This window comes from Prevotella melaninogenica (genome assembly GCF_018128065.1).
Lineage (GTDB): Bacteria > Bacteroidota > Bacteroidia > Bacteroidales > Bacteroidaceae > Prevotella.
The window spans coordinates 287,805-307,472 of record NZ_CP072360.1; the positions used below are offsets into that span (position 1 = coordinate 287,805).

The window sequence follows — 19,668 nt, forward strand, 5'->3', positions numbered from 1 at the left end:
TGTTTTATTCTATGGTGATTGTACTGTCAGCCAAAGTTAGCTGTACTTTTTCAAACATGTTTAGTGTCTTTACTGCGTGTTCTACACTTTGGTCTCTGTTCCAAAGAAAGCGCAAACGTAGCTGTCCTGCTTCTGGGTTACGACAGACAGTTTTTATCCCATAGTAATCTGATATTTCTTGAACAATGTCCTGTAACATAACATTATCAAACTGTTTGGGAGGAAGTATCTCTCCTACTCTCTTTTCTTCCAGCTTGCTATATGTGGCAGTTGTGCGTGTAGAGTCTTTTTCCCTTAATGTTTTTGTATGAACTATGTTGTTTGTGACTGTAACAGCTGAATCCGTTGCCAACTGTTTTCTACTACCTTTGACAATGCTAACTGCAGCAATGGCAATTCCCGATACAGTGAGAATACCAATGACTACTGCTGCTATCTGTCTGTAATAGCGGTATATAGGTCTGGAAGTAGACTTCTTTTCCATTACCTTGTTCCATTCCTCTTCTATGATTTCATCTGTCAGTTTATCGGAAGTCCGTCTGTACTCGTATGCACTGGTAGTGTCTGATATAAGTTGATATGTTTGCCTCAACTCATCATCACGCAACAGTTCATTAAGCTGTTCATCAGTATATTGGTCAGGATGCTCCATCATGTCAAGCAACCTTTCCATCTGTCCGTAACTATCTTTTTTCATTTCTGGTTGGGATTAAATTGTTCTTTCATCTTCCTAATTGCCTGTATCAAGTGCTTGTAGACAGCAGCTTCGCTGATGCCAACCTGTTCTGCAATGGCTTTATAGGACAGTTGCTTGTCAAAGCGTAGACGGAAGACTGTACGGGTCTGTGTTGTCAGCTTATTGTCTGCAAAAGCCAATAATTCCATGTAGCAATCAGTCTGGTGCTGTATGGGCGATAAGTCAGGCTCTGTCTCTATTGTCAACAGCTTATTGACACGCTCTTTCATCTGTTTCTGTCTGATGATGTCTAAGCACTGGTTGCGTACACTTACAAGTAGATAAGCGCCTGTACCTTTCTTAGGCAGGTGGAAATTGTCACGGAATAACCGTACAAACACCTCGCTCACGGCATCCTTTGCCTCGTCAGAATCGTGCAGCATTGCCACTGCCAGCCTGAACATTGCGCCGTAGTGCATTCGAAACAGGTACCCAATGGTTTCTTCTTTCGACATAGATATCTATTCGTTTTTTATCTGTTCTCATCCTTATAACGAATGAAAGTGGATTTTCCCAACCCCTTAATACCATAAATTGTCTTTAAAGTTGGAAATGACCTTATTAATTGCTTGTTTTGTACTTAACTTCTGGGTCCTATTGTACTTAGCTAACAAGTCCTAAGTTTTTACTGAAAAGCTCTTAAGCTTTTACTGAAAAGCTCCTAAGCTTTTACTAAAAAGCTCCAGACAACTTAGCGAACAAGTCCTATCGTACCCAGCGAATATGTCCTATTGTACCCAACCGCTGGGTACGATAGGACCCAGCAGCTGGGTGTAAAATATCTATTTGTTGGGTATAACAATTCTTTAATTGCTGCCATAGTTTATTGGGTTTAAGGGAAGAATAAAAGGTTAAAAAACAGAGTAATAAGGGAACATATCATTGTTGTTCATTTTCTTACTCTGTCTTTTGTTAAGTCATAAAAAGAATGTTTGTCTTTTTAATTTGTTTTTATATGTTTGGAAACCCATATCACCCATGTATCAACGTTGTCTTTTAGAGCGGTTGGAAGTGGAATAGGTATCTTTACATCTGGTTTGATACCCAATTCTTTGTTTTTAATTTGCAAAGCGAAATCTTCATCAACACAAAGAGGGAATAGCAGGTAATTTGGCTATGTGGAAGTTTAAAAGGAGTTACATTACCAGACAGGTTTGCTCCATTAGTATTGTCCTGTCCATATATTTTCCCACGATTGCAATAATCTTTGGTAAAACGGGCTAACGTTTCTCCAGAACTTGCTGTTTTACTATCGACGAGGATTGCGACTTTAGTTAAATTGCTTGATAAGAAGGTCATTTCCTCATCGTGATCCTCTTCTGTTAATGGCACAAACTGAGACTTTGATTTCTTTGCTTTCTCAGCAAGGTTCATGTTCCCTTGTTGCATCAGCGCATCTATATTTGCTGGACTACTTCTGAATAATACTTTCCAAGCCTTGTCAGGTTTATGGTCTGCAAGTATTTCAAAGAATGGTTCCCAAATAGCATCATTCCCACCAGTATTGCCCCGTATGTCTAAAATCAGGTATGGGCAGTTTCTCTTTTTAAATACTTCTGCCACGCTGTCAACCCATGCAAAGGTTGGATTCTGACCACCACAAGACGGTACTCTTACTAAATATGTATCTGAGTCAACCATACATGCAAGTGGTTGAGGATTATATTCCATCTTTTCTTTATATTTAGTGTGCACCTTTCGGTCATATTCCTGCCAGAATTTATGTCGGTCAACGATAAAATGTGTATCGAATTGAGAAAAGAACCAGAAGACATAATTGCAAGTTGCAGTCTCTATATCTTGTCCTTTCAACAAGTGTTTTCTGATGGTCTTCTTATGTTTTCTGTATTCCTTTCCGTACATTTTGTAGATGTATGGGAAAGTGGCAAGGTTGGCTTCAGTGAATTGTGTGAGGTATTGATAGTCTTGCAGATTATTGTTTATGCTGTCAGGACACGTTGCGGATGATGTTAATGTCCATGATAAAGATAAGAATACAAAGAACAGTTTGAGGTTCATAATACTTTCTTTTGGGACATATACGCCCCCCAATATATTATCTTCTCCGATATCTGATACTTACTTTAGAAGTAGCTGACGAGCAAACTCCCATATGACAATACCAGTTGTTACACTTACATTCAATGAGTGTTTGGTGCCGAATTGTGGAATTTCAAGACAGCCGTCGCTCATATCTACAACGCTCTGCTTTACACCTTTCACCTCGTTGCCCAGCACGATAGCGTAGTGGGTGGATAGGTGTTGGGTGTTGGGTGTTGGGTGTTGATAGTTTGTTGGGTTCTCTGTGTTGAGTTCCTGTAGCTTTGTTGAGCCTTCCACCTGTTCCACACTATATACAAATACGCCTTGACGATGGAGTTCTTCGATAGCATCCTCTGTACGTTCAAAGTAACGCCAATCAACTGAATCCTCACCACCGAGTGCTGTCTTATGAATCTCTGCATTGGGTGGTGTGGCTGTGATACCGCATAGATAGACAGCTTCCACACGGAAAGCATCAGCAGAACGGAAGACACTTCCCACATTATGTAATGACCGCACATCGTCTAACACAACGATGAGTGGCAACTTATCAGCCTCCTTGAATTCCTCAAGGGAAAGCCTATTCATTTCGATGGTGCGTAGTTTTCTCATAAAATAATAAAGCCCGTCCAAATACTACCAGCCCCTCCCCCTTCCCCTCCCCCATAGGGAGGGGCGTGAATACCGAGATACCCCTATGTTATGGATAGTTCTTGATGCTCTTTATAAAATAGTATATCAGCTTATGTATGGTTTTTTGTTATCTGCACTCCCCTCCCTTTGGAGGGGTTGGGGGAGGCTTCTTTTACTGCAAACTAAACCCTACTGCATACGCCTTAATCTTCGTCACCATAGAGAGTAAGCCGTTGCTACGTGTAGGTGAGAGATGCTGACGAAGGCCTATCTTATCAATGAAATACAAGTCTGCATCAATAATCTCTTGCGGAGTATGATTACTCAAAACACGTATCAGAAGGGCAATGATACCCTTTGTGATGAGTGCATCAGAGTCAGCAGTGAAGATAAGTTTACCATCTATATTGTCACACTGCAGCCATACACGGCTCTGACAACCGTCAATGAGGTTCTGCTCGTTCTTATACTGTTCCTCTAATGGCTCTAACTCGTTGCCCAAGTCAATGAGCATTTGGTATTTATCCATCCAATCAGTGAAGTCTTCAAACTCACCAATTACTGCATCTTGTGCTTCGTTTATTGTCATAGATCCTTATTTTTAATTCATAATTCAGAATTCACAATTCATAATTATGATAACTTCTGTGGGCAGAGTTTATTGCTACAAGCAGCTTACAATATTGTTATTTACCATATAATATTAACCAATAGAAGTAATCATCGTTGTGAATTTGGATTGTGAATTATGAATGTTGAATTCAGAATTACCATAGTAATCATAATTATGAATTATGAATTGTGAATTCTGAATTAGAATGATTTACTTTGTTACTAACTTAAACAGTTTATCATTTGGGCGTACCTTGTCCGGTACTGGGATTGAAACGCGCCAGCCTTGTTCTGCTTTATCAACAGGATTGAGGTCGTAGCGGATTTCTTCCGCATTGAGGAACATAGCTCCAGTGCTGTTACCTGTGATAAGAAGCTTCTCTCCCTTTACAAAAGTATTAGCCTCAACGGCAACCTCAGCCACGCCAAGACGAGAGAAATACTTGATCACCTTACCGATGAGTACCTTCTTCTCTGTAGCCTTATTGCCATAATCCTTGGTCCATTCGCCCATCTTCTGACCTTGATAGTAGCCATCCCAGAAGCCACGGTTGAAGACTGTTGAGAGTCTCTCGTCCCACTGGTCCTTCTTTTCTTCGGTGAAGGTACCATCGAGTACGCTCTCTATTGCCTCCTTATAGCAGCTCACAACGGTGTGAACATACTCTGGTCCACGCGCACGACCCTCAATCTTAAACACACGTACACCAGCATCCATCATCTTATCAATGAAGCGAACACTCTTTAAGTCCTTAGGACTCATAATGTACTTGTTATCAATCTCTAACTGATTACCCGTCTCATTGTCTGTAACCGTATAGCTACGACGGCATATCTGGGTACAAGCACCACGGTTAGCAGAGCGGTTAGAGTCGTGAAGACTCATATAACACTTGCCCGAAATTGCCATACAGAACGCACCATGGCAGAACATCTCGATACGAACAGGCTGTCCCTTCGGTCCACAGATATTCTGTTTGATAATCTGTTCGTGTATTTCCTTCACCTGATCCATATTCAGCTCGCGTGCCAATACGGCAACATCAGCAAATTGAGCGTAGAACTTTAGGGCGTCAATATTAGATATATTCAACTGTGTTGAGAGGTGAACCTCAACCCCCACCTGACGGCAATACATCATTACAGCAACGTCACTGGCAATGACAGCGGTGATGTTAGCAGCCTTGGCAGCATCGATAATCTCGTGCATTGTCTCAATATCCTCGCCATAGATGACGGTGTTTACAGTCAAATAAGTCTGTATACCTTTTGCATTACAAGTCTCGGCAATCTCTTTGAGGTCGTTAATAGTGAAGTGGTTGGCCGAATGGGAACGCATATTTAGCTTCCCGATACCGAAGTAAACCGAGTTAGCTCCGGCATTGATGGCAGCTGCTAACGACTCACGTGAGCCAACAGGTGCCATTATCTCAAATTCATTTATATTCTTGTTCATTGTTTTATTTTCATTACCAAACAGTTAGCAAGCAATAAGAAATCTGTTACCTTTCGTAGACTTATTCCTATGCTTTGCTTTGTCTGTTGCTATCCTTTATTTATTGTGAATGTGTCTATTCAGTCTGCAAAGGTACGGAAAATATCCGATAAAGGGCGTAAACGAGTTTGTAAGTTTTGCAAATTACTTGCATTAATGCAATATATTGCTATGTGTTTTAGCTTCAACACGATTGGTGCTTACCAAGAACACCATGCGTGCTAAGCCTTAGCACCATCTGTGCTGAGGGCTAACACATTAGCAGAAGACGGAAAGAAAACGTCCTAAATACCATTATGATAGATAGTAAAAACCTAAGAATAAACTTATATGGAAAATGTTTAAGAGTCAGCATTATTCACTAAAAAGAATATATCAGTTCTTTTCTAAGAGTCAAATAGTTAGAACGTTTTTCGGTTGTATGCGATAAAATTAGTATCTTTGCATGCTAATTTTTTCGAGATAACAACAGAATGAAGAAACTATATATTGAGACATACGGCTGCCAGATGAATGTGGCAGACTCTGAGGTTGTGGCTTCTGTCATGAAGATGGCAGGTTATGACGTATGCGAAACAGAGGAAGAAGCAGATGCTATCTTCCTCAATACCTGTTCTATACGTGAGAACGCAGAGAACAAGATATATAATCGTTTGGAGGCATTGCACGCCGAGCAGAAGAAAGGTCGTGACCTTATCTTGGGCGTATTGGGATGTATGGCAGAGCGTGTAAGGGACGATTTAATTCAAAATCACCACGCCAATCTTGTGTGTGGTCCTGACTCTTACCTCAACTTGCCTGATATGATTGCACAGTGCGAGAACGGTACGAATGCAATGGATATCGAACTCTCTACCACTGAGACCTATCGTGATGTTATCCCACAGCGTATTGGTGGCAATAGAGTGTCGGGCTTTGTTAGTATTATGCGTGGTTGCAATAACTTCTGCCACTATTGTATCGTTCCTTTTACCCGTGGACGTGAGCGTTCACGTGATGTAGAAAGTATCTTGAAAGAGGTTAAGGACTTGCATGACAAGGGTTTCAAGGAGGTTACTCTCTTAGGTCAGAACGTCAATTCTTACGGATTGTTGCCAAATGGTAAGCGTCCTGAGAATGGTATTTCGTTTGCAGAATTGTTGCATAAGGTGGCACAGAGTGTACCAGATATGCGTGTGCGCTTCACGACTTCCAACCCAGAAGATATGACAGAGGATATCATTGAGGCAGTAGCTACCGAGCCTAATCTCTGTAATCACATCCACTTCCCTGCACAGAGCGGTAGTAATAGCGTGCTGAAGTTGATGAACCGTAAGTACACTCGTGAGGACTACCTTGAGAAGGTGGCTGCTATTCGTCGTCTTATCCCTGATTGTGGACTTACAACCGATATCTTCATTGGTTATCACAATGAGTCGGAAGAAGACTTCCAAGAAACACTCTCGTTGATGCGTGAGGTAGGTTTCGATTCTGCCTTTATGTTCAAATACTCTGAGCGGCCGGGAACATACGCTGCAAAGCACCTTCCAGACAATGTATCTGAGGAGGTGAAGATTCGCCGTTTGAATGAGTTGATTCGCTTACAGACTGAGATTTCAGCTGAACAGAACAAGAAAGACGAGGGCAAGGAGTTTGATATCCTTATCGAACGCTTCGGTAAACGTAGCCGTGAACAGCTGATGGGGCGTACTCCACAGAACAAGGCTGTAGTCATGCCACGTGGCAATCATCATATTGGTGAGACCGTCCGTGTACGCATCACAGGCTCAACCAGTGCTACACTCTTTGGCGAAGAAGTGTAAATATACTTTATATATAAAGATAAACCGCAAAACAATTTTGCGGTTTTGCTTTTTATAGCTATATTTGCAAAATTGAATATAAGATAAGAAGATTAGTTGATGAAGGAATTCATACACGTTTTACGCAGGTTCGTACCGCCATACAAGAAGTATCTTGTGCTGTCAATCATTTTCAACATATTGTCAGCAATTCTCAATATATTCTCCTTTGCAACGCTTATACCACTCCTTCAGATTCTTTTTAAGGTTGATGCAGGAACAGGAGCGATGCGTGCAATGGCTTGGAGTGAAGGCTCTTTCAAGGAAGTATTATCGAACAATGCGGATTATTATACGCAGATATACATCACCAGTTGGGGACCAACAACCGTCTTATTGGCTATCGGTTTGGTCCTTGCTTTCATGACTTTCCTAAAAACTGGAGCCTACTTCCTTTCCTCTGCTTCTATCATTCCTATCCGAACAGGCGTTGTACGTGATATTCGTAACCAACTCTATGAGAAGATAACATCCCTTTCTCTCGGCTTCTTTAGTGAGGAAAGAAAGGGAGACATCATCGCTCGCATGAGTGGTGACGTACAAGAGGTTGACAACTCCATCATGTCATCTATCGACATGCTCTTTAAGAATCCTGTTCTTATTATCATTTACTTTACCACACTGCTTGTTATCTCTTGGCAGTTGACCCTCTTCACGCTTATTTTCGTACCTATCTTCGGATGGTTTATGGGCTTTGTTGGTCGAAAGCTGAAGCAGAATAGTATGTCAGCGCAGAAGTTGTGGAGTGATACGATGAGTCAAGTAGAAGAAACCTTAGGCGGATTAAGAGTCATCAAAGCCTTCTGTGCAGAAGGAATGATGAAAGAACGCTTTGACAAGATTAACTCACAATACCGCAATGACATCATGCGTGTGAACATTCGTCAGCAGTTAGCTCACCCTATGAGTGAGTTCCTCGGAACGGTCATGATAGTTGTCGTGCTTTGGTTTGGTGGTACCCTCGTTTTGGGTGAATACCCTATTATTAGTGGACCTACCTTTATCTATTATCTTGTTATCCTCTACAGTATTCTTAATCCATTGAAAGAATTCTCCCGCGCAGGCTATAATATTCCTAAAGGGCTTGCCTCAATGGAGCGTATTGATAAGATTCTCAAGGCAGAAGTAAAGATACAAGAGCCAGAGAAACCAGTACATATCGATAGCTTTGAGCATGAGATAGAGTTCCGTCATGTCAGCTTTGCCTATACTGATGGTAAGGATGATGATGGTAATACAGAACTTCACTGGGTATTGAAGGATATCAACCTCGTTATTCCAAAGGGTAAGACAATTGCTTTGGTAGGGCAGAGTGGTAGCGGAAAGTCTACCTTGCTTGACCTCATCCCACGTTACTACGATGTGCAAGAAGGCGAAATTCTCATTGACGGAATCAATATTAAGGATTTAGGAGTACACGACCTCCGCCAGCTTATAGGTAATGTAAATCAAGAGGCAATCCTCTTCAACGATAGTTTCAAGAATAACATCTCCTTCGGTGTCAATGCAACAGACGAGGCAATAGCCGAAGCAGCGAAGATTGCCAATGCTCATGAGTTCATCCTTAGCAGTGAAAAAGGATACGACACGAATATCGGTGACCGTGGTGGACGTCTCTCCGGCGGACAGCGTCAGCGTGTTAGTATTGCTCGTGCTATCCTTAAGAATCCACCAATCCTCATCCTTGACGAAGCTACTTCTGCCCTTGACACAGAGAGCGAACGCCTTGTACAGGATGCCCTCTATAAGCTTATGAAGACACGTACGACCATAGCTGTGGCGCACCGCTTATCAACTATCAAGAATAGTGATGAGATTTGCGTGCTGCATGAAGGTGAGATTGTAGAAAGAGGAACGCATGATGAACTGATGGATATAGAAGGATACTATAAGAAACTGCATGATATGCAGGAGATATAAAGGTCCAGAAGTATTGAAAGATATGAAGGGATTATTAAAAACAACATTTGGTTCGCCAATAGCATTAGTGTTCAACTTGCTATTGGCGTATGCCATTTTCTTTGTAGCACGATTGACTTACTTCTTTGTCAATTACAGTTACTTTATTGACGGTCTCAATGCTTCTTCGCTCTGGATGTGGGTGCGAGGAGGTCTTCTCTTTGATACGACCGCCATTCTTTACACACATATTCTCTACATCGTAATGATGCTTCTGCCACTATGGCGGAAAGAGAACCCTGTCTATCATAAGGTTTGTAAGTGGGTATTCATGGTTGTTAATGCTTTTTCTCTTGCTATCAACCTTGCCGACTCGGTTTATTTTCCATTCACACTGCGCCGTACAACGACCAGTGTGTTCCGTGAGTTCGACAATGAGAACAACATTGCTGGTATCTTGTTCCACAATGCTGTTACCCATTGGTACCTTATTCTGATTTTTATTATTGTTCTATGGCTTGCCAATAAGCTATATGTAAAGTCACATACTGACCACCGCAGCTATAAAAGCCTACGTCAACGATTAGTTTATGCGGCACAACTTTTCGTATGTCTTGCCGTGGCTGCTGTCCTTACAGTAGGTGGTTGCCGAGGCGGATTGCAGTCGGGTGTACGTCCGATAACTATTAGTAACGCCAACCAGTACGTAGAACGTCCAACTGATTGTGCCTTAGTACTCAACACCCCTTTTGCTCTTATCCGCACGATAGGCAAGTCCGACTTCTCCGTTCCTGATTACTTCCCCTCTTTGGCAGCTGCCCGTGAGGTCTACGACCCTGTTTATTGGATGCAGTACAAGGAGCCTAATCCTACTTCAGGCGTACGCCTTCCCAATAAGAAGAACATTGTTATTCTCATTGTTGAGAGTTTCGGACGTGAGTATATCGGAGGGTTTAACCGTGACTTCTTCGATGGAAAATACAAAGGTTATACACCGAATGTAGACAAACTCATTGATAAAAGCCTCGTTTATCGCTTCTCTTATTGCAACGGACGTAAGAGTATTGACGGAATGCCATCCATCCTCTGTGGTATTCCTCGCTTTGGAGAACCTTTCATTCTCACTCCTGCTTCGATGAATGACTATACAGGTATGCCGGGATTACTTAGTAAATGGGGCTATCAGACCGCTTTCTTCCATGGTGCTAACCGTGGTTCGATGGGTTTTCTTGCCTTTGCTAATAAGATTGGATTCCAGAAGTATTATGGTCGACAAGACTATAGCGAAGACCCTCGTTTCGGTGGTGATAAGGACTTTGATGGCAACTGGGGCATTTGGGATGAGCCTTTCTTGCAGTACTATTGTACGAAGATGGGAGAGATGAAGCAGCCGTTTATGACAGCTCTCTTCACTGTTTCAAGCCACGACCCATTTGTTGTTCCAGAGAAGTATAAGAACGTTTATAAGGAAGAACACCTACCTATCCATAAGTGCATACGCTATACAGATATGGCGATAGGCAAGTTCTTTGAGTCTGCGAGCAAGCAGCCTTGGTTTAAAAATACCATCTTCGTGCTTACAAGCGACCATACTAATCAGAGTGATCACGAGCAGTATATGACCGATATAGGTGGCTTCTGTTCACCTATTATAATCTATGACCCATCAGGTGAGATAAAGTCTGGACGTATAGATGGCGTGGCACAGCAGATTGATATTATGCCAACTCTGTTGAATCACATAGGTTATAACGCTGGCCCTTACCTCTCTTTCGGAAAGGACTTGCTGCATACAGCGGCAGAAGATACTTGGGCTGTGAACTATCTGAACGGTATTTATCAGTATGTAAAGTATGGTTATGTACTCCAATGGGATGGTAAACAGACAAAAGCCATCTATCGAGTTACAGATGCATTGATGAAGCAAAACCTTCTTGGGCAGGTCCCTGAACAAGTTAAGATGGAGCGAGAACTGAAGGCTATTATCTATCAGTATATGTATCGTATGGTAAATGATAAGATGCATCCAACGATTAAAAACCCAGAACTTCAATGAAAAAAGCCCTTTATAAAACCCTTTATTTCCTTGCTTACGGCTTTTGGTATTTAGTGGCTCTGCTACCTTTTCCAGTGCTGTATCTGCTCTCTGATGGTCTTTATTTCGTAATGGCAAAGGTGATAAAGTATCGCCATAAGGTGATATGGAAGAACCTCAAGAATAGCTTCCCAGAGAAGACTGATGACGAACTCCGCCAAATTGAGCAAGGATTTCACCGCTGGTTCTGCGATTACATTGTGGAGACACTAAAGCTGATGACCATGAGTAAGAAGCAGCTGATAAAACGTATGACCTTTACTGGCACGGAAGAGCTGAACAGAGTGCTGTCGGAAGGTAAGTCGGCTGCTATTTATTTAGGTCATTTGGGTAACTGGGAGTGGATTACTTCCCTGCCTTATTGGGTAGATAATGCGCTCTGCTGTCAGCTTTATCACCCATTGGAAAACGAATACTTCGACCGTCTTTTCAAGTTTGTGCGCGAGCGTCAGGGTGCACTTTGTATTCCTATGCAAGAGTCTTTGCGTAAGATTATCCAGTTTGGTCGCAGTGGTAAGCCGCTCGTTGTGGGTTTTATCTCAGACCAATCACCCTTCTGGTGGAGCATTCATCACTGGGTTCAGTTTATGAATCAGGAGACTCCCGTACTTACTGGAGGTGAAAGAATCGTAAAGCACATGAGCCAAGTCTTTGTTTATGGAGATGTGACACGTACCAGTCGTGGACATTATAACTGTGAATTCCGCATCATTCGTGAAGAGACCAAGGGACTACCAGATTATGAGATAACCGACCTCTACTTTCAAGAGTTGGAGAAGTCTATCCGTCATCAGCCTGAAATCTATCTTTGGAGTCACAATCGTTGGAAACGTACACGTGGCCGCTTTGACGAATACTTTGAGGTGATTGATGGTAAAGTACGCCTGCGTGAGGGTAAGGAGATGATTTACTAAGTCACAATCAAGCTGACTTAGGTCTTATAAGTCTTATGTTCAATGACAATAAAAGTAGCTTATTAAGGCTAAATAAGCTCTCTTTTACCTTGCGATTTGCCTTCCTTAAGCGTTTTATATGATGGTCAATGGCGAATTATTTTCATGAAAAAAAATATTTATTATCATGAAGAAAAATATTTATTTACGTGAAAAAAAATATTTCCACCCGTGAAAATAAATGTCTATGTGCTGTAGAGAGACCTACTCATAATGTCCTTTATAAGCAGAAATAACGGTAAAAACAATGACTATTGATGCTTTGTTGTTGCTGGAATCATACCATCTTAAAAGAGAAATAAGTTAATCAAATAATGTATAAGAATTTAAAGTACTTAATCAAACATTCTGCCGTCATCCTTGTTATCCTATTGCTCGTTCGCATTTGCTTTGCTGTTGCGTTTGTTCCTATGAGTGTTATCAGCAGCAATCTGGCAGTCTTTCCTCGTTTACTTTTTAACCTTCTACGCTTTGATGTGCAGGTGATATGCTATGTATTGTTACTGCCTACGGTCCTAACTTTCATCTTTGCAGTCCTTCGTAAGCCTTGGACAGACCATGCGTTGAGCCGTTTCCGTTTGATTTATTTCTCTATTGTCAGTGTTCTTCTACTGATAATTAGTGGTATAGATATGGGCTTTTATGCTAATTTCAATAGCCATATCAACCTTACCTTTTTTGATTTCTTCAATGAAGGACCGATGAGTTTGATACAGACTGTATGGGAGGAATATCATTGTGTCTATGAAGCTATAGCCTTCCTACTGATTACATTACCAGTTCTTTTATTGATCCGTAAAATAGAGTTGGGTAACTTATCTTCTCGTCGTTCTGTGCGATCGTCATACGGTCGGAAGTCATCACGCCGCAATTCAATTAATCTTTTGCTTATCATTTTGCTATATATCGTCTTTTTGGCTATTGGTCTGCGTGGGTCAGTATGGCGTTTCCCTTTACAGATTGAGGACACCTTTGTATCGAATCAGAAAACTCTTAACGACCTTGTTCCGAATGCTGTCTATATGCTGAAGAAGGCTTATAAGGAGAAGAGGAATGCCTTTAAGATGGAGAACACGTCTGATTTGTTGAAGCAGTATAAGTTCAAGAGCTTGCAAGAGGCACTGGATATCTATACTGGTGGTAAAGTAAGGATGGTGAAGAACGATACGCTTACAGCTCTGCAGCATGCACTCTTCGCAAAAGTGGGTGATAGCTTGAAGCTGCGACAACCCAATATTGTCATTATTTATAGCGAGAGTTGGAGTAATTATCTGTTCAATCTCCAGCAGAAAGATGCAGAGATGTACTTCGGTTTAGATCGTCATTTCAAGGAAGACCTACTCTTCCGTAACTTCCAATCAGTGCAGAATGGTACGGTAGCTTCGCTTGAGAACCTCTATGTCTCTACCCCTTTCCCACGCTTCTTTGCCTCGGCTTATCGATTCAAGGCACTCCCTACGTCGATAGCTCTACCTTTTAAAGCCAGTAATTACACAACAATGTTCATGTCGGGAATGGATGCAGCATGGGAAAACTGTGCTGAGGCGTTGGTTCATCAGCAATTCGATGCTATCTATGATAAGTTCTTTATTTTGAAGGACTATCCTCATGCGACTTATAATAGTATTGGTGTTTACGATGAATACCTCTTTCAAGCGTTGTTAGATAAGTTAAATAAACCGTCAAAGAAACGGCAGATGATTGCAGTGATGACAACAACAAATCATCCGCCTTTTGAGTTCCCAAAGGACTTGAAACTCCCTCCTTTGCCCGATTCTTTCTATAGCAAGAAATGTTTTGCTGAGCATAATCGTAGGGTGTTAGATAAATATCTCACAGGATTCCGCTATTATAACAAGGTGTTGAATGAGTTTCTCAATCGTTTTAAAGCCTCTGCAGCAGCAAAGAATACGATACTTGTCATCACAGGTGACCATAATGTGCGTTCTATCCTTAATTATGATGCTGTAGACAAGCGGTATGAACACTCCGTTCCGCTCTATATATATCTGCCACCTTACCTACGCAAGGAGGCTTATAACAAGCTAACCAGCCGATGGGGAAGCCATGATGATATCTTAGCGACATTAGCTCCTTTTGCTTTCCGTAATACAAAGTATTTCAAGCTGGGTAAGAATCTTTTAGATACGTCCGTATCGGATAGTACTTATTATAGTGCAAACGTTGAACAGATAGAGTCTATTCCTACCTATCGAAAGAAGGCTGAGCGACTAACCGCAGCCCGCAACCTTCTCCGTCAGGTATATTTTGGTTTATATTGGAGGGATAAACTATAGATTACGAATAGAGGGTGTAAGATTTGAAGCTTACACCCTCTATTGTTATATGATTATTATTCGTTTATTTCTGTTCGTCTTCTGTCTGTTTCTTTATCCTTGCCTCTATTACTTTCGCAACAATCATAAACTGGTAGAAGCCTGTCATAATACTATCAATAAAGCCTGTAACACCGTTTCTTATTTCTCCATTCATAAAGTAGGATTTGAAGAAACGCCAGAAAGGACGGAAGAGTAATGCTCCAACTCCATAGTTCTTAACCTGTTTTTTGAGGACTTCGTTAGTGGTATAGCGGTTACATTTCTCTAACATATCAGCCAGATAGTTCTCTGCTAAGTGAATCAGTCGTACGTTGTAAAGATGGTTGTCGATATGTTCAACAGTCCCTTGTACTTGTGGGAAGGAGTGTATGTATGGAGGCCAGACGGTTCCTTCACGGATAAAGAAGCGAAGTTGGTAATCCTTTGAAAAGCCTTTCTTGGCAGTATTCATAAATCGGTTCTGCCTTGGAATATAAAGACCTTTCGCACAGTTAGGCTTGTTGATGTGCTGATAAAGATAGGTCTTTAACTCTGGTGTCACCAATTCATCAGCATCAACGACGAGTACCCACGGACAACTTGCACTTTGTATGGCAAAGGTTCGGGCTGGTTCAACACAGGTATGATCAGCTTTTGGGAAGGTGACAACCTTACATCCGGCACGTTGGGCAATCTCCACGGTATGGTCAGTACTCTCCATATCGCAGATAATAATCTCATCGAAATCCTTAACAGAATCGAGTACACGCTGCAGGAATTTCTCTGCATTGTAGGTATTGATTACAACTGATATCTCTTTTTTTTCCATCTTATGGGCAAAGATACGATTTTTTTCTGTACATTTGCATTATGCCAATTGAAAAATAAAACCATTGGTGGATTTGTTGGAATAGTATATTTGAAAGATAGAAATACCTACTGATTTGGTAAAGGCAATGTGTTTTATTGGTACAAAATGTGTTTGAATTATTCATTACTATGATAGAAAAGCCCTTGGTTACGGTTATTACCGTTTGTTATAACGCTGTATCACTGATAGAGAAGACTATCCGTAGCGTTTTGGCACAACAGTATGAGCAGATTGAATACGTTGTTGTTGATGGCGGTTCTACCGATGGGACAATAGAGATTATTCGTAAGTATGAAGCTCATATCAGTCATTGGATAACGGAACAAGATGAGGGTATCTATGATGCAATGAACAAAGGGGTTGCAATGTCTACTGGAGAATGGTGCATCTTCCTAAATGCTGGTGACACATTTGCAGCTGATGATGTTTTGAATAGAGTCTTTCAAGTTTCGCGTGAAGCTGATGTTATTTATGGTGATGTCGTAAAGAATGGCATTGTTAAGCCTGCAGAAGTACCGCATAATAGTCATAGAATGTATTTTTGTCACCAAAGTTGTCTGACACGTACAGCCTGTCTTCGAACTTTTCCATACGATACAAGTCATCGAATGTCAGCAGACTTTAAGTTGTATAAGCTGCTTTGGAAAAAACATTATCGCTTTCTTCAACTGCCTTTTGCTATTTCCAACTTTGATACAACAGGTGTTTCTAATACGAATCGGTCACGAGGACTATACGATAACATACGAATTATTCGAGAGTTAGACGGATGCTTAGAACAAATACGACTTTTACCACGTCTTTATTTCGTCTATTTCCTTTGTAAATTAAAGAAACAATAAGTTATAACAAATAACAATTATATCGCTATGATACCCAAAGTCATTCATTACTGTTGGCTCAGTAACGACCCATATCCTGATAAGATAAGGAAGTGTATGGACACTTGGAGGAAGGTGTTGCCCGACTATGAGATAAAGTTATGGAACACTGAGAACTTTGATATGTCAAAGGCTCCAGTCTATGTGCGCGAAGCTTTCGAGCAACGTAAGTGGGCTTTTGCAGCCGATTATATCCGTATGTATGCGCTGTATACTGAGGGTGGCATCTATCTTGACTCTGATGTAAAGGTCTTGAAGTCGTTTGATGAATTCCTAAACTATAAGTTCTTCACTTCATTAGAGTACCATCCAAAGCAGATTGAGATGACTGGAGCGATGGATATGATTGATGAAGAAGGCAATCGTATTAAGGATGATTTCGTCTCTGGGATACAGATTCAGGCTGCTGTTATGGGTTCTGAAGCTGGCTGTCAGTTCGTGAAAGATGTCTTAGACGACTATGAGAAACGTGAGTTTATCTATCCAGAAGGCTCTAATGGTAAGGGAGTAATCTCGCCATTTGTCTATGCAAGGGTAATGGAAAAGTATGGCTTCAAGTACTTGGATAAAGATCAACCACTCGAAGACAATATGATGGTGTTCCGTTCGGAAATCTTTGCAGGTAACAAGTATGAGGCAACACCAGCTTCATACGCCATCCACTATTGTGCTCATAGCTGGAAACGAACCCCGATGGAGAAGTTAAACCGATGGTTGAAAAGGAACATCCCTTGTCTGTTTCCTAAGAAATAAATGTGATGAAAGATAGAATAAAGCAACTCTTACACCATCCCTTGCTCTCTAACCGATGGTTCCTTATGGGCTTATGGTTTATCATTGCCCTCGCGGGAATGCTGAAGTATAAACGAAGTTTTAATAACTTCCTAATCTTCCGTGGTGTTTATTGGCACACGGTGAATGGAACTTCACTCTATGAAGCCTATCCTACGGAGTATTGGGATGTGAATCATTATGGTCCGGTGTTCTCACTTGTCATCGCACCTTTTGCTATTCTGCCTCTTTGGGTGGGTATGTTGCTGTGGTTATTGTTCCTAACAGCGTGGCTATACTTGGCTATTGTCCGTTCAGGACTGCGTGAAAAGCAAAAGATATTTATACTTTGGTTCTGTGGAATAACGCTCCCAACGGCATTGTTTATGCAGCAGTTCAATATAGCTGTGGCTGCAATGATTCTCTCTTCCTTCTTCCTTATTGAGAAAGAAAAGGATGGCTGGGCTGCTTTTTTCATCGTCTTGGGTACGTTGGTGAAGCTATATGGTATTGTAGGATTGGCTTTCTTCTTGTTCTCTCGGCATAAGTTGCGCTTGTTGATGTGGCTTGCTGTGTGGTCAGTTGTACTCTTCTGTGCACCAATGCTTATTAGTTCGCCTTCGTATGTCATAGGACAATATCACGAATGGTTTACTTGTTTAGTGGAAAAGAACGCAGAGAACCTCGGTTCTATACAGCAGAATATCTCTCTTTTAGGTCTTGTTCGTCGTACAACGGGTTGTATGAACTATTCTGACCTATGGTTGATTCTGCCCGGAATGGTACTCTTTGCACTTCCTTACCTGCGTTTCTCTCAGTATAAGAACCTCGCCTTCCGTGAGACAATACTTGCTTCTGTACTCTTGTTTGTCATACTTTTCAGTACAGGTAGCGAAGCCAGCGGATATGTGATAGCCTTGTTAGGCGTTTGTATATGGTACACCGCCGCTCCTTGGAAGCGTGGAAAGTGGGCGATAGCATTGATGGTATTTGTCTTCCTACTCTCTGGTATGGGTAGTAGCGACCTCTTCCCAAAGTTTATCCGACAGGAATATATCAAGCCATACGCCCTCCGTGCGTTGCCAATCAGTATTCTTTGGCTATGGCTTTGTTATGAGTTATGTACAAAGGATTATACTCCAATAGAAAAGGTTGATGCTCATGAATAAGAAGATAATAGGTTATGATGCTAAGCGTATCGTAAGAAACGGTACTGGATTAGGTAGCTATGGGCGTACGCTTATCAACGACCTTGCTCCGTTGATGCCTGATACAAACTTACGACTCTATGCTCCTGATGCTGGACATGACGACCTTCGTAATCAGGTTGAATTGCGAGATAACGTGCAGTTCTGCTATCCTGACCACCTTCGTTTCCGTCTGCAGCGTGACTTATGGCGTGTGAAAGGCGTAGTAAAAGACTTGAAAAGGGATGGAGTAGAACTCTATCATGGGCTTTCGGGTGAGCTTCCTTCAGGCTTGGCAGCAGCTGGCATCCCCAGTGTTGTCACTATTCATGACCTTATCTTCCTACGTCATCCGGAGTTCTATCCCGCTATTGACGTTTTTTTCTACAAGCGGAAGTTCTTTAAGACACTGCGAGAAGCAACCCGCATCATTGCCATTAGCGAATGTACGAAGCGTGACATCTTATATTATGGTGACTTTCCAGAGGACAAGATAGACCTTGTTTATCAAAGCTGTAGCACTCACTTTAATCAGTCGGTAAGTCCTTCACTGATAGAGGAAGCCCGCCGTAAGTATCAACTCCCACAGCGTTATATATTAAATGTAGGAACGGTAGAAGTGCGAAAGAACATTCTTTTGGGTATTCGTACTATGGCAAAGCTACCTTCCGACTTACATCTTGTCATCGTAGGACGGCAGACCAAGTATCAGAAAAAGCTCGATGCAGAAATCAAACGCTTAGGGATTGGCAAGCGCATACACTTCTTGCAGGGTGTTCCTAACGACCTTCTCGCAGCTATTTATAATCAAGCTGAGGCTTTCATTTATCCTTCTCGTTATGAAGGCTTTGGTATTCCTATCATCGAAGCCATACAAAGTGGATTGCCAGTCGTAGCTGCTACGGGTAGTTGTTTGGAGGAAGCAGGTGGTCCGGATTGCCTTTATGTAGGTCCAGACGACGTTGATGGCACTGCAGCTGCAATCTTATCAGCGATTGAAAATCGTAGGGAAATGGTTAGTAAAAGCCAACTTTATGTGAAACGATTCGAAAATCAAGATGTAGCCTCGCAGGTTCTTGAGGTCTATAATAAGGTATAAAGCATTATCCCCAAGCCCTTTTCTTGTCATAAAGAGCTTGGGGATGAGTTTTTTCTTCCCTTTTCTATTGTTGTGTTACTGCTTAGCACCAATCGTGCGAACGCCCCGCACCATGTGTGCGGACGCCTAACACCAATGGTGCGAACGGCTAATATTACTCCTGCAAACCATTAACACCCACCATTCAACACCTATCACCCAATCCTGCCAACCATCAACACTTAACACCCATCA

General features: G+C 41.7%; 16 protein-coding genes. 9 read left to right on the plus strand and 7 right to left on the minus strand.

The window, feature by feature from the left end; translation table 11 throughout:
• Positions 1 to 4: 4 nt before the first annotated feature.
• The 6 genes from J5A56_RS07105 to J5A56_RS07130 all read right to left on the minus strand — a co-directional run bounded on the left by J5A56_RS07105 (position 5) and on the right by J5A56_RS07130 (position 5,480).
• Positions 5 to 697 (minus strand): DUF4974 domain-containing protein, encoded by a 693-nt coding sequence (locus tag J5A56_RS07105; RefSeq protein WP_021671442.1) that lies wholly within the window; start codon positions 695 to 697, stop codon positions 5 to 7.
• Positions 694 to 1,191 carry an RNA polymerase sigma factor gene (locus J5A56_RS07110; RefSeq protein ID WP_021671441.1) on the minus strand — a complete coding sequence of 166 codons (498 nt, stop codon included), beginning with the start codon at positions 1,189 to 1,191 and terminating at the stop codon, positions 694 to 696. The genes J5A56_RS07105 and J5A56_RS07110 overlap by 4 nt, the downstream gene beginning before the upstream one ends.
• A gap of 571 nt (positions 1,192 to 1,762) precedes the next feature.
• The gene (locus tag J5A56_RS07115; protein WP_021671440.1) at positions 1,763 to 2,755 is read right to left on the minus strand and encodes a S41 family peptidase; all 993 of its coding nucleotides are present in this window, start codon (positions 2,753 to 2,755) and stop codon (positions 1,763 to 1,765) included.
• 60 nt (positions 2,756 to 2,815) lie between these two features.
• On the minus strand, positions 2,816 to 3,391 hold the full coding sequence (locus J5A56_RS07120; protein ID WP_021671439.1) for an RNA methyltransferase: 576 nt from the start codon (positions 3,389 to 3,391) through the stop codon (positions 2,816 to 2,818).
• A gap of 193 nt (positions 3,392 to 3,584) precedes the next feature.
• Complete coding sequence (locus tag J5A56_RS07125; protein WP_021671438.1) at positions 3,585 to 4,001, minus strand: SufE family protein; 417 nt, start codon at positions 3,999 to 4,001, stop codon at positions 3,585 to 3,587.
• Between the two features lie 234 nt (positions 4,002 to 4,235).
• On the minus strand, positions 4,236 to 5,480 hold the full coding sequence (locus J5A56_RS07130) for a peptidase U32 family protein (protein WP_021671437.1): 1,245 nt from the start codon (positions 5,478 to 5,480) through the stop codon (positions 4,236 to 4,238).
• A gap of 512 nt (positions 5,481 to 5,992) precedes the next feature.
• On the opposite strand from J5A56_RS07130, the gene miaB reads away from it, so the two are divergent.
• The 5 genes from miaB to J5A56_RS07155 all read left to right on the plus strand — a co-directional run bounded on the left by miaB (position 5,993) and on the right by J5A56_RS07155 (position 14,604).
• The gene (gene miaB, locus J5A56_RS07135; RefSeq protein ID WP_021671436.1) at positions 5,993 to 7,321 is read left to right on the plus strand and encodes a tRNA (N6-isopentenyl adenosine(37)-C2)-methylthiotransferase MiaB; all 1,329 of its coding nucleotides are present in this window, start codon (positions 5,993 to 5,995) and stop codon (positions 7,319 to 7,321) included.
• A 99-nt stretch (positions 7,322 to 7,420) separates the two neighbouring features.
• The gene (locus tag J5A56_RS07140; protein ID WP_021671435.1) at positions 7,421 to 9,280 is read left to right on the plus strand and encodes an ABC transporter ATP-binding protein; all 1,860 of its coding nucleotides are present in this window, start codon (positions 7,421 to 7,423) and stop codon (positions 9,278 to 9,280) included.
• A gap of 22 nt (positions 9,281 to 9,302) precedes the next feature.
• Entirely contained in the window at positions 9,303 to 11,315 is a 2,013-nt protein-coding gene (locus J5A56_RS07145) for an LTA synthase family protein (RefSeq protein ID WP_036919395.1), read from the plus strand.
• The gene (locus J5A56_RS07150) at positions 11,312 to 12,268 is read left to right on the plus strand and encodes a lysophospholipid acyltransferase family protein (protein ID WP_021671433.1); all 957 of its coding nucleotides are present in this window, start codon (positions 11,312 to 11,314) and stop codon (positions 12,266 to 12,268) included. Before J5A56_RS07145 ends, J5A56_RS07150 begins: the two co-directional genes overlap by 4 nt.
• Before the next feature lie 353 nt (positions 12,269 to 12,621).
• Positions 12,622 to 14,604, plus strand: a complete 1,983-nt coding sequence (locus tag J5A56_RS07155) for an LTA synthase family protein (RefSeq protein WP_021671432.1) — start codon at positions 12,622 to 12,624, stop codon at positions 14,602 to 14,604.
• A 64-nt stretch (positions 14,605 to 14,668) separates the two neighbouring features.
• Here J5A56_RS07155 and J5A56_RS07160 read toward each other — a convergent pair whose 3' ends face one another.
• On the minus strand, positions 14,669 to 15,454 hold the full coding sequence (locus tag J5A56_RS07160; protein ID WP_021671431.1) for a glycosyltransferase family 2 protein: 786 nt from the start codon (positions 15,452 to 15,454) through the stop codon (positions 14,669 to 14,671).
• Between the two features lie 149 nt (positions 15,455 to 15,603).
• Here J5A56_RS07160 and J5A56_RS07165 point away from each other — a divergent pair, with 149 nt between their 5' ends.
• From J5A56_RS07165 to J5A56_RS07180, 4 genes are read left to right on the plus strand one after another with little or no spacing between them, the layout of a single operon-like run.
• A complete protein-coding gene (locus J5A56_RS07165; RefSeq protein WP_249112160.1) occupies positions 15,604 to 16,338 on the plus strand; it encodes a glycosyltransferase family 2 protein in 735 nt (244 codons plus the stop codon).
• Between the two features lie 27 nt (positions 16,339 to 16,365).
• Complete coding sequence (locus J5A56_RS07170; RefSeq protein WP_021671429.1) at positions 16,366 to 17,130, plus strand: glycosyltransferase family 32 protein; 765 nt, start codon at positions 16,366 to 16,368, stop codon at positions 17,128 to 17,130.
• A 5-nt stretch (positions 17,131 to 17,135) separates the two neighbouring features.
• Positions 17,136 to 18,317 (plus strand): glycosyltransferase family 87 protein, encoded by a 1,182-nt coding sequence (locus J5A56_RS07175; RefSeq protein WP_021671428.1) that lies wholly within the window; start codon positions 17,136 to 17,138, stop codon positions 18,315 to 18,317.
• Entirely contained in the window at positions 18,310 to 19,434 is a 1,125-nt protein-coding gene (locus tag J5A56_RS07180) for a glycosyltransferase family 4 protein (protein WP_036919389.1), read from the plus strand. Before J5A56_RS07175 ends, J5A56_RS07180 begins: the two co-directional genes overlap by 8 nt.
• The last annotated feature ends 234 nt before the right edge of the window (positions 19,435 to 19,668 follow it).

Excerpts from the sequence above, each read along its gene's own strand:
- J5A56_RS07140 (WP_021671435.1), top strand. The coding sequence starts at position 7,421 with ATGAAGGAATTCATACACGTTTTACGCAGGTTCGTACCGCCATACAAG.
- J5A56_RS07180 (WP_036919389.1), top strand. The coding sequence starts at position 18,310 with ATGAATAAGAAGATAATAGGTTATGATGCTAAGCGTATCGTAAGAAAC.
- J5A56_RS07175 (WP_021671428.1), top strand. The coding sequence starts at position 17,136 with ATGAAAGATAGAATAAAGCAACTCTTACACCATCCCTTGCTCTCTAAC.
- J5A56_RS07150 (WP_021671433.1), top strand. The coding sequence starts at position 11,312 with ATGAAAAAAGCCCTTTATAAAACCCTTTATTTCCTTGCTTACGGCTTT.
- J5A56_RS07170 (WP_021671429.1), top strand. The coding sequence starts at position 16,366 with ATGATACCCAAAGTCATTCATTACTGTTGGCTCAGTAACGACCCATAT.
- J5A56_RS07105 (WP_021671442.1), bottom strand. The coding sequence starts at position 697 with ATGAAAAAAGATAGTTACGGACAGATGGAAAGGTTGCTTGACATGATG.
- J5A56_RS07130 (WP_021671437.1), bottom strand. The coding sequence starts at position 5,480 with ATGAACAAGAATATAAATGAATTTGAGATAATGGCACCTGTTGGCTCA.
- J5A56_RS07120 (WP_021671439.1), bottom strand. The coding sequence starts at position 3,391 with ATGAGAAAACTACGCACCATCGAAATGAATAGGCTTTCCCTTGAGGAA.
- J5A56_RS07110 (WP_021671441.1), bottom strand. The coding sequence starts at position 1,191 with ATGTCGAAAGAAGAAACCATTGGGTACCTGTTTCGAATGCACTACGGC.
- J5A56_RS07160 (WP_021671431.1), bottom strand. The coding sequence starts at position 15,454 with ATGGAAAAAAAAGAGATATCAGTTGTAATCAATACCTACAATGCAGAG.
- J5A56_RS07115 (WP_021671440.1), bottom strand. The coding sequence starts at position 2,755 with ATGAACCTCAAACTGTTCTTTGTATTCTTATCTTTATCATGGACATTA.
- J5A56_RS07125 (WP_021671438.1), bottom strand. The coding sequence starts at position 4,001 with ATGACAATAAACGAAGCACAAGATGCAGTAATTGGTGAGTTTGAAGAC.
- J5A56_RS07155 (WP_021671432.1), top strand. The coding sequence starts at position 12,622 with ATGTATAAGAATTTAAAGTACTTAATCAAACATTCTGCCGTCATCCTT.
- J5A56_RS07145 (WP_036919395.1), top strand. The coding sequence starts at position 9,303 with ATGAAGGGATTATTAAAAACAACATTTGGTTCGCCAATAGCATTAGTG.
- miaB (WP_021671436.1), top strand. The coding sequence starts at position 5,993 with ATGAAGAAACTATATATTGAGACATACGGCTGCCAGATGAATGTGGCA.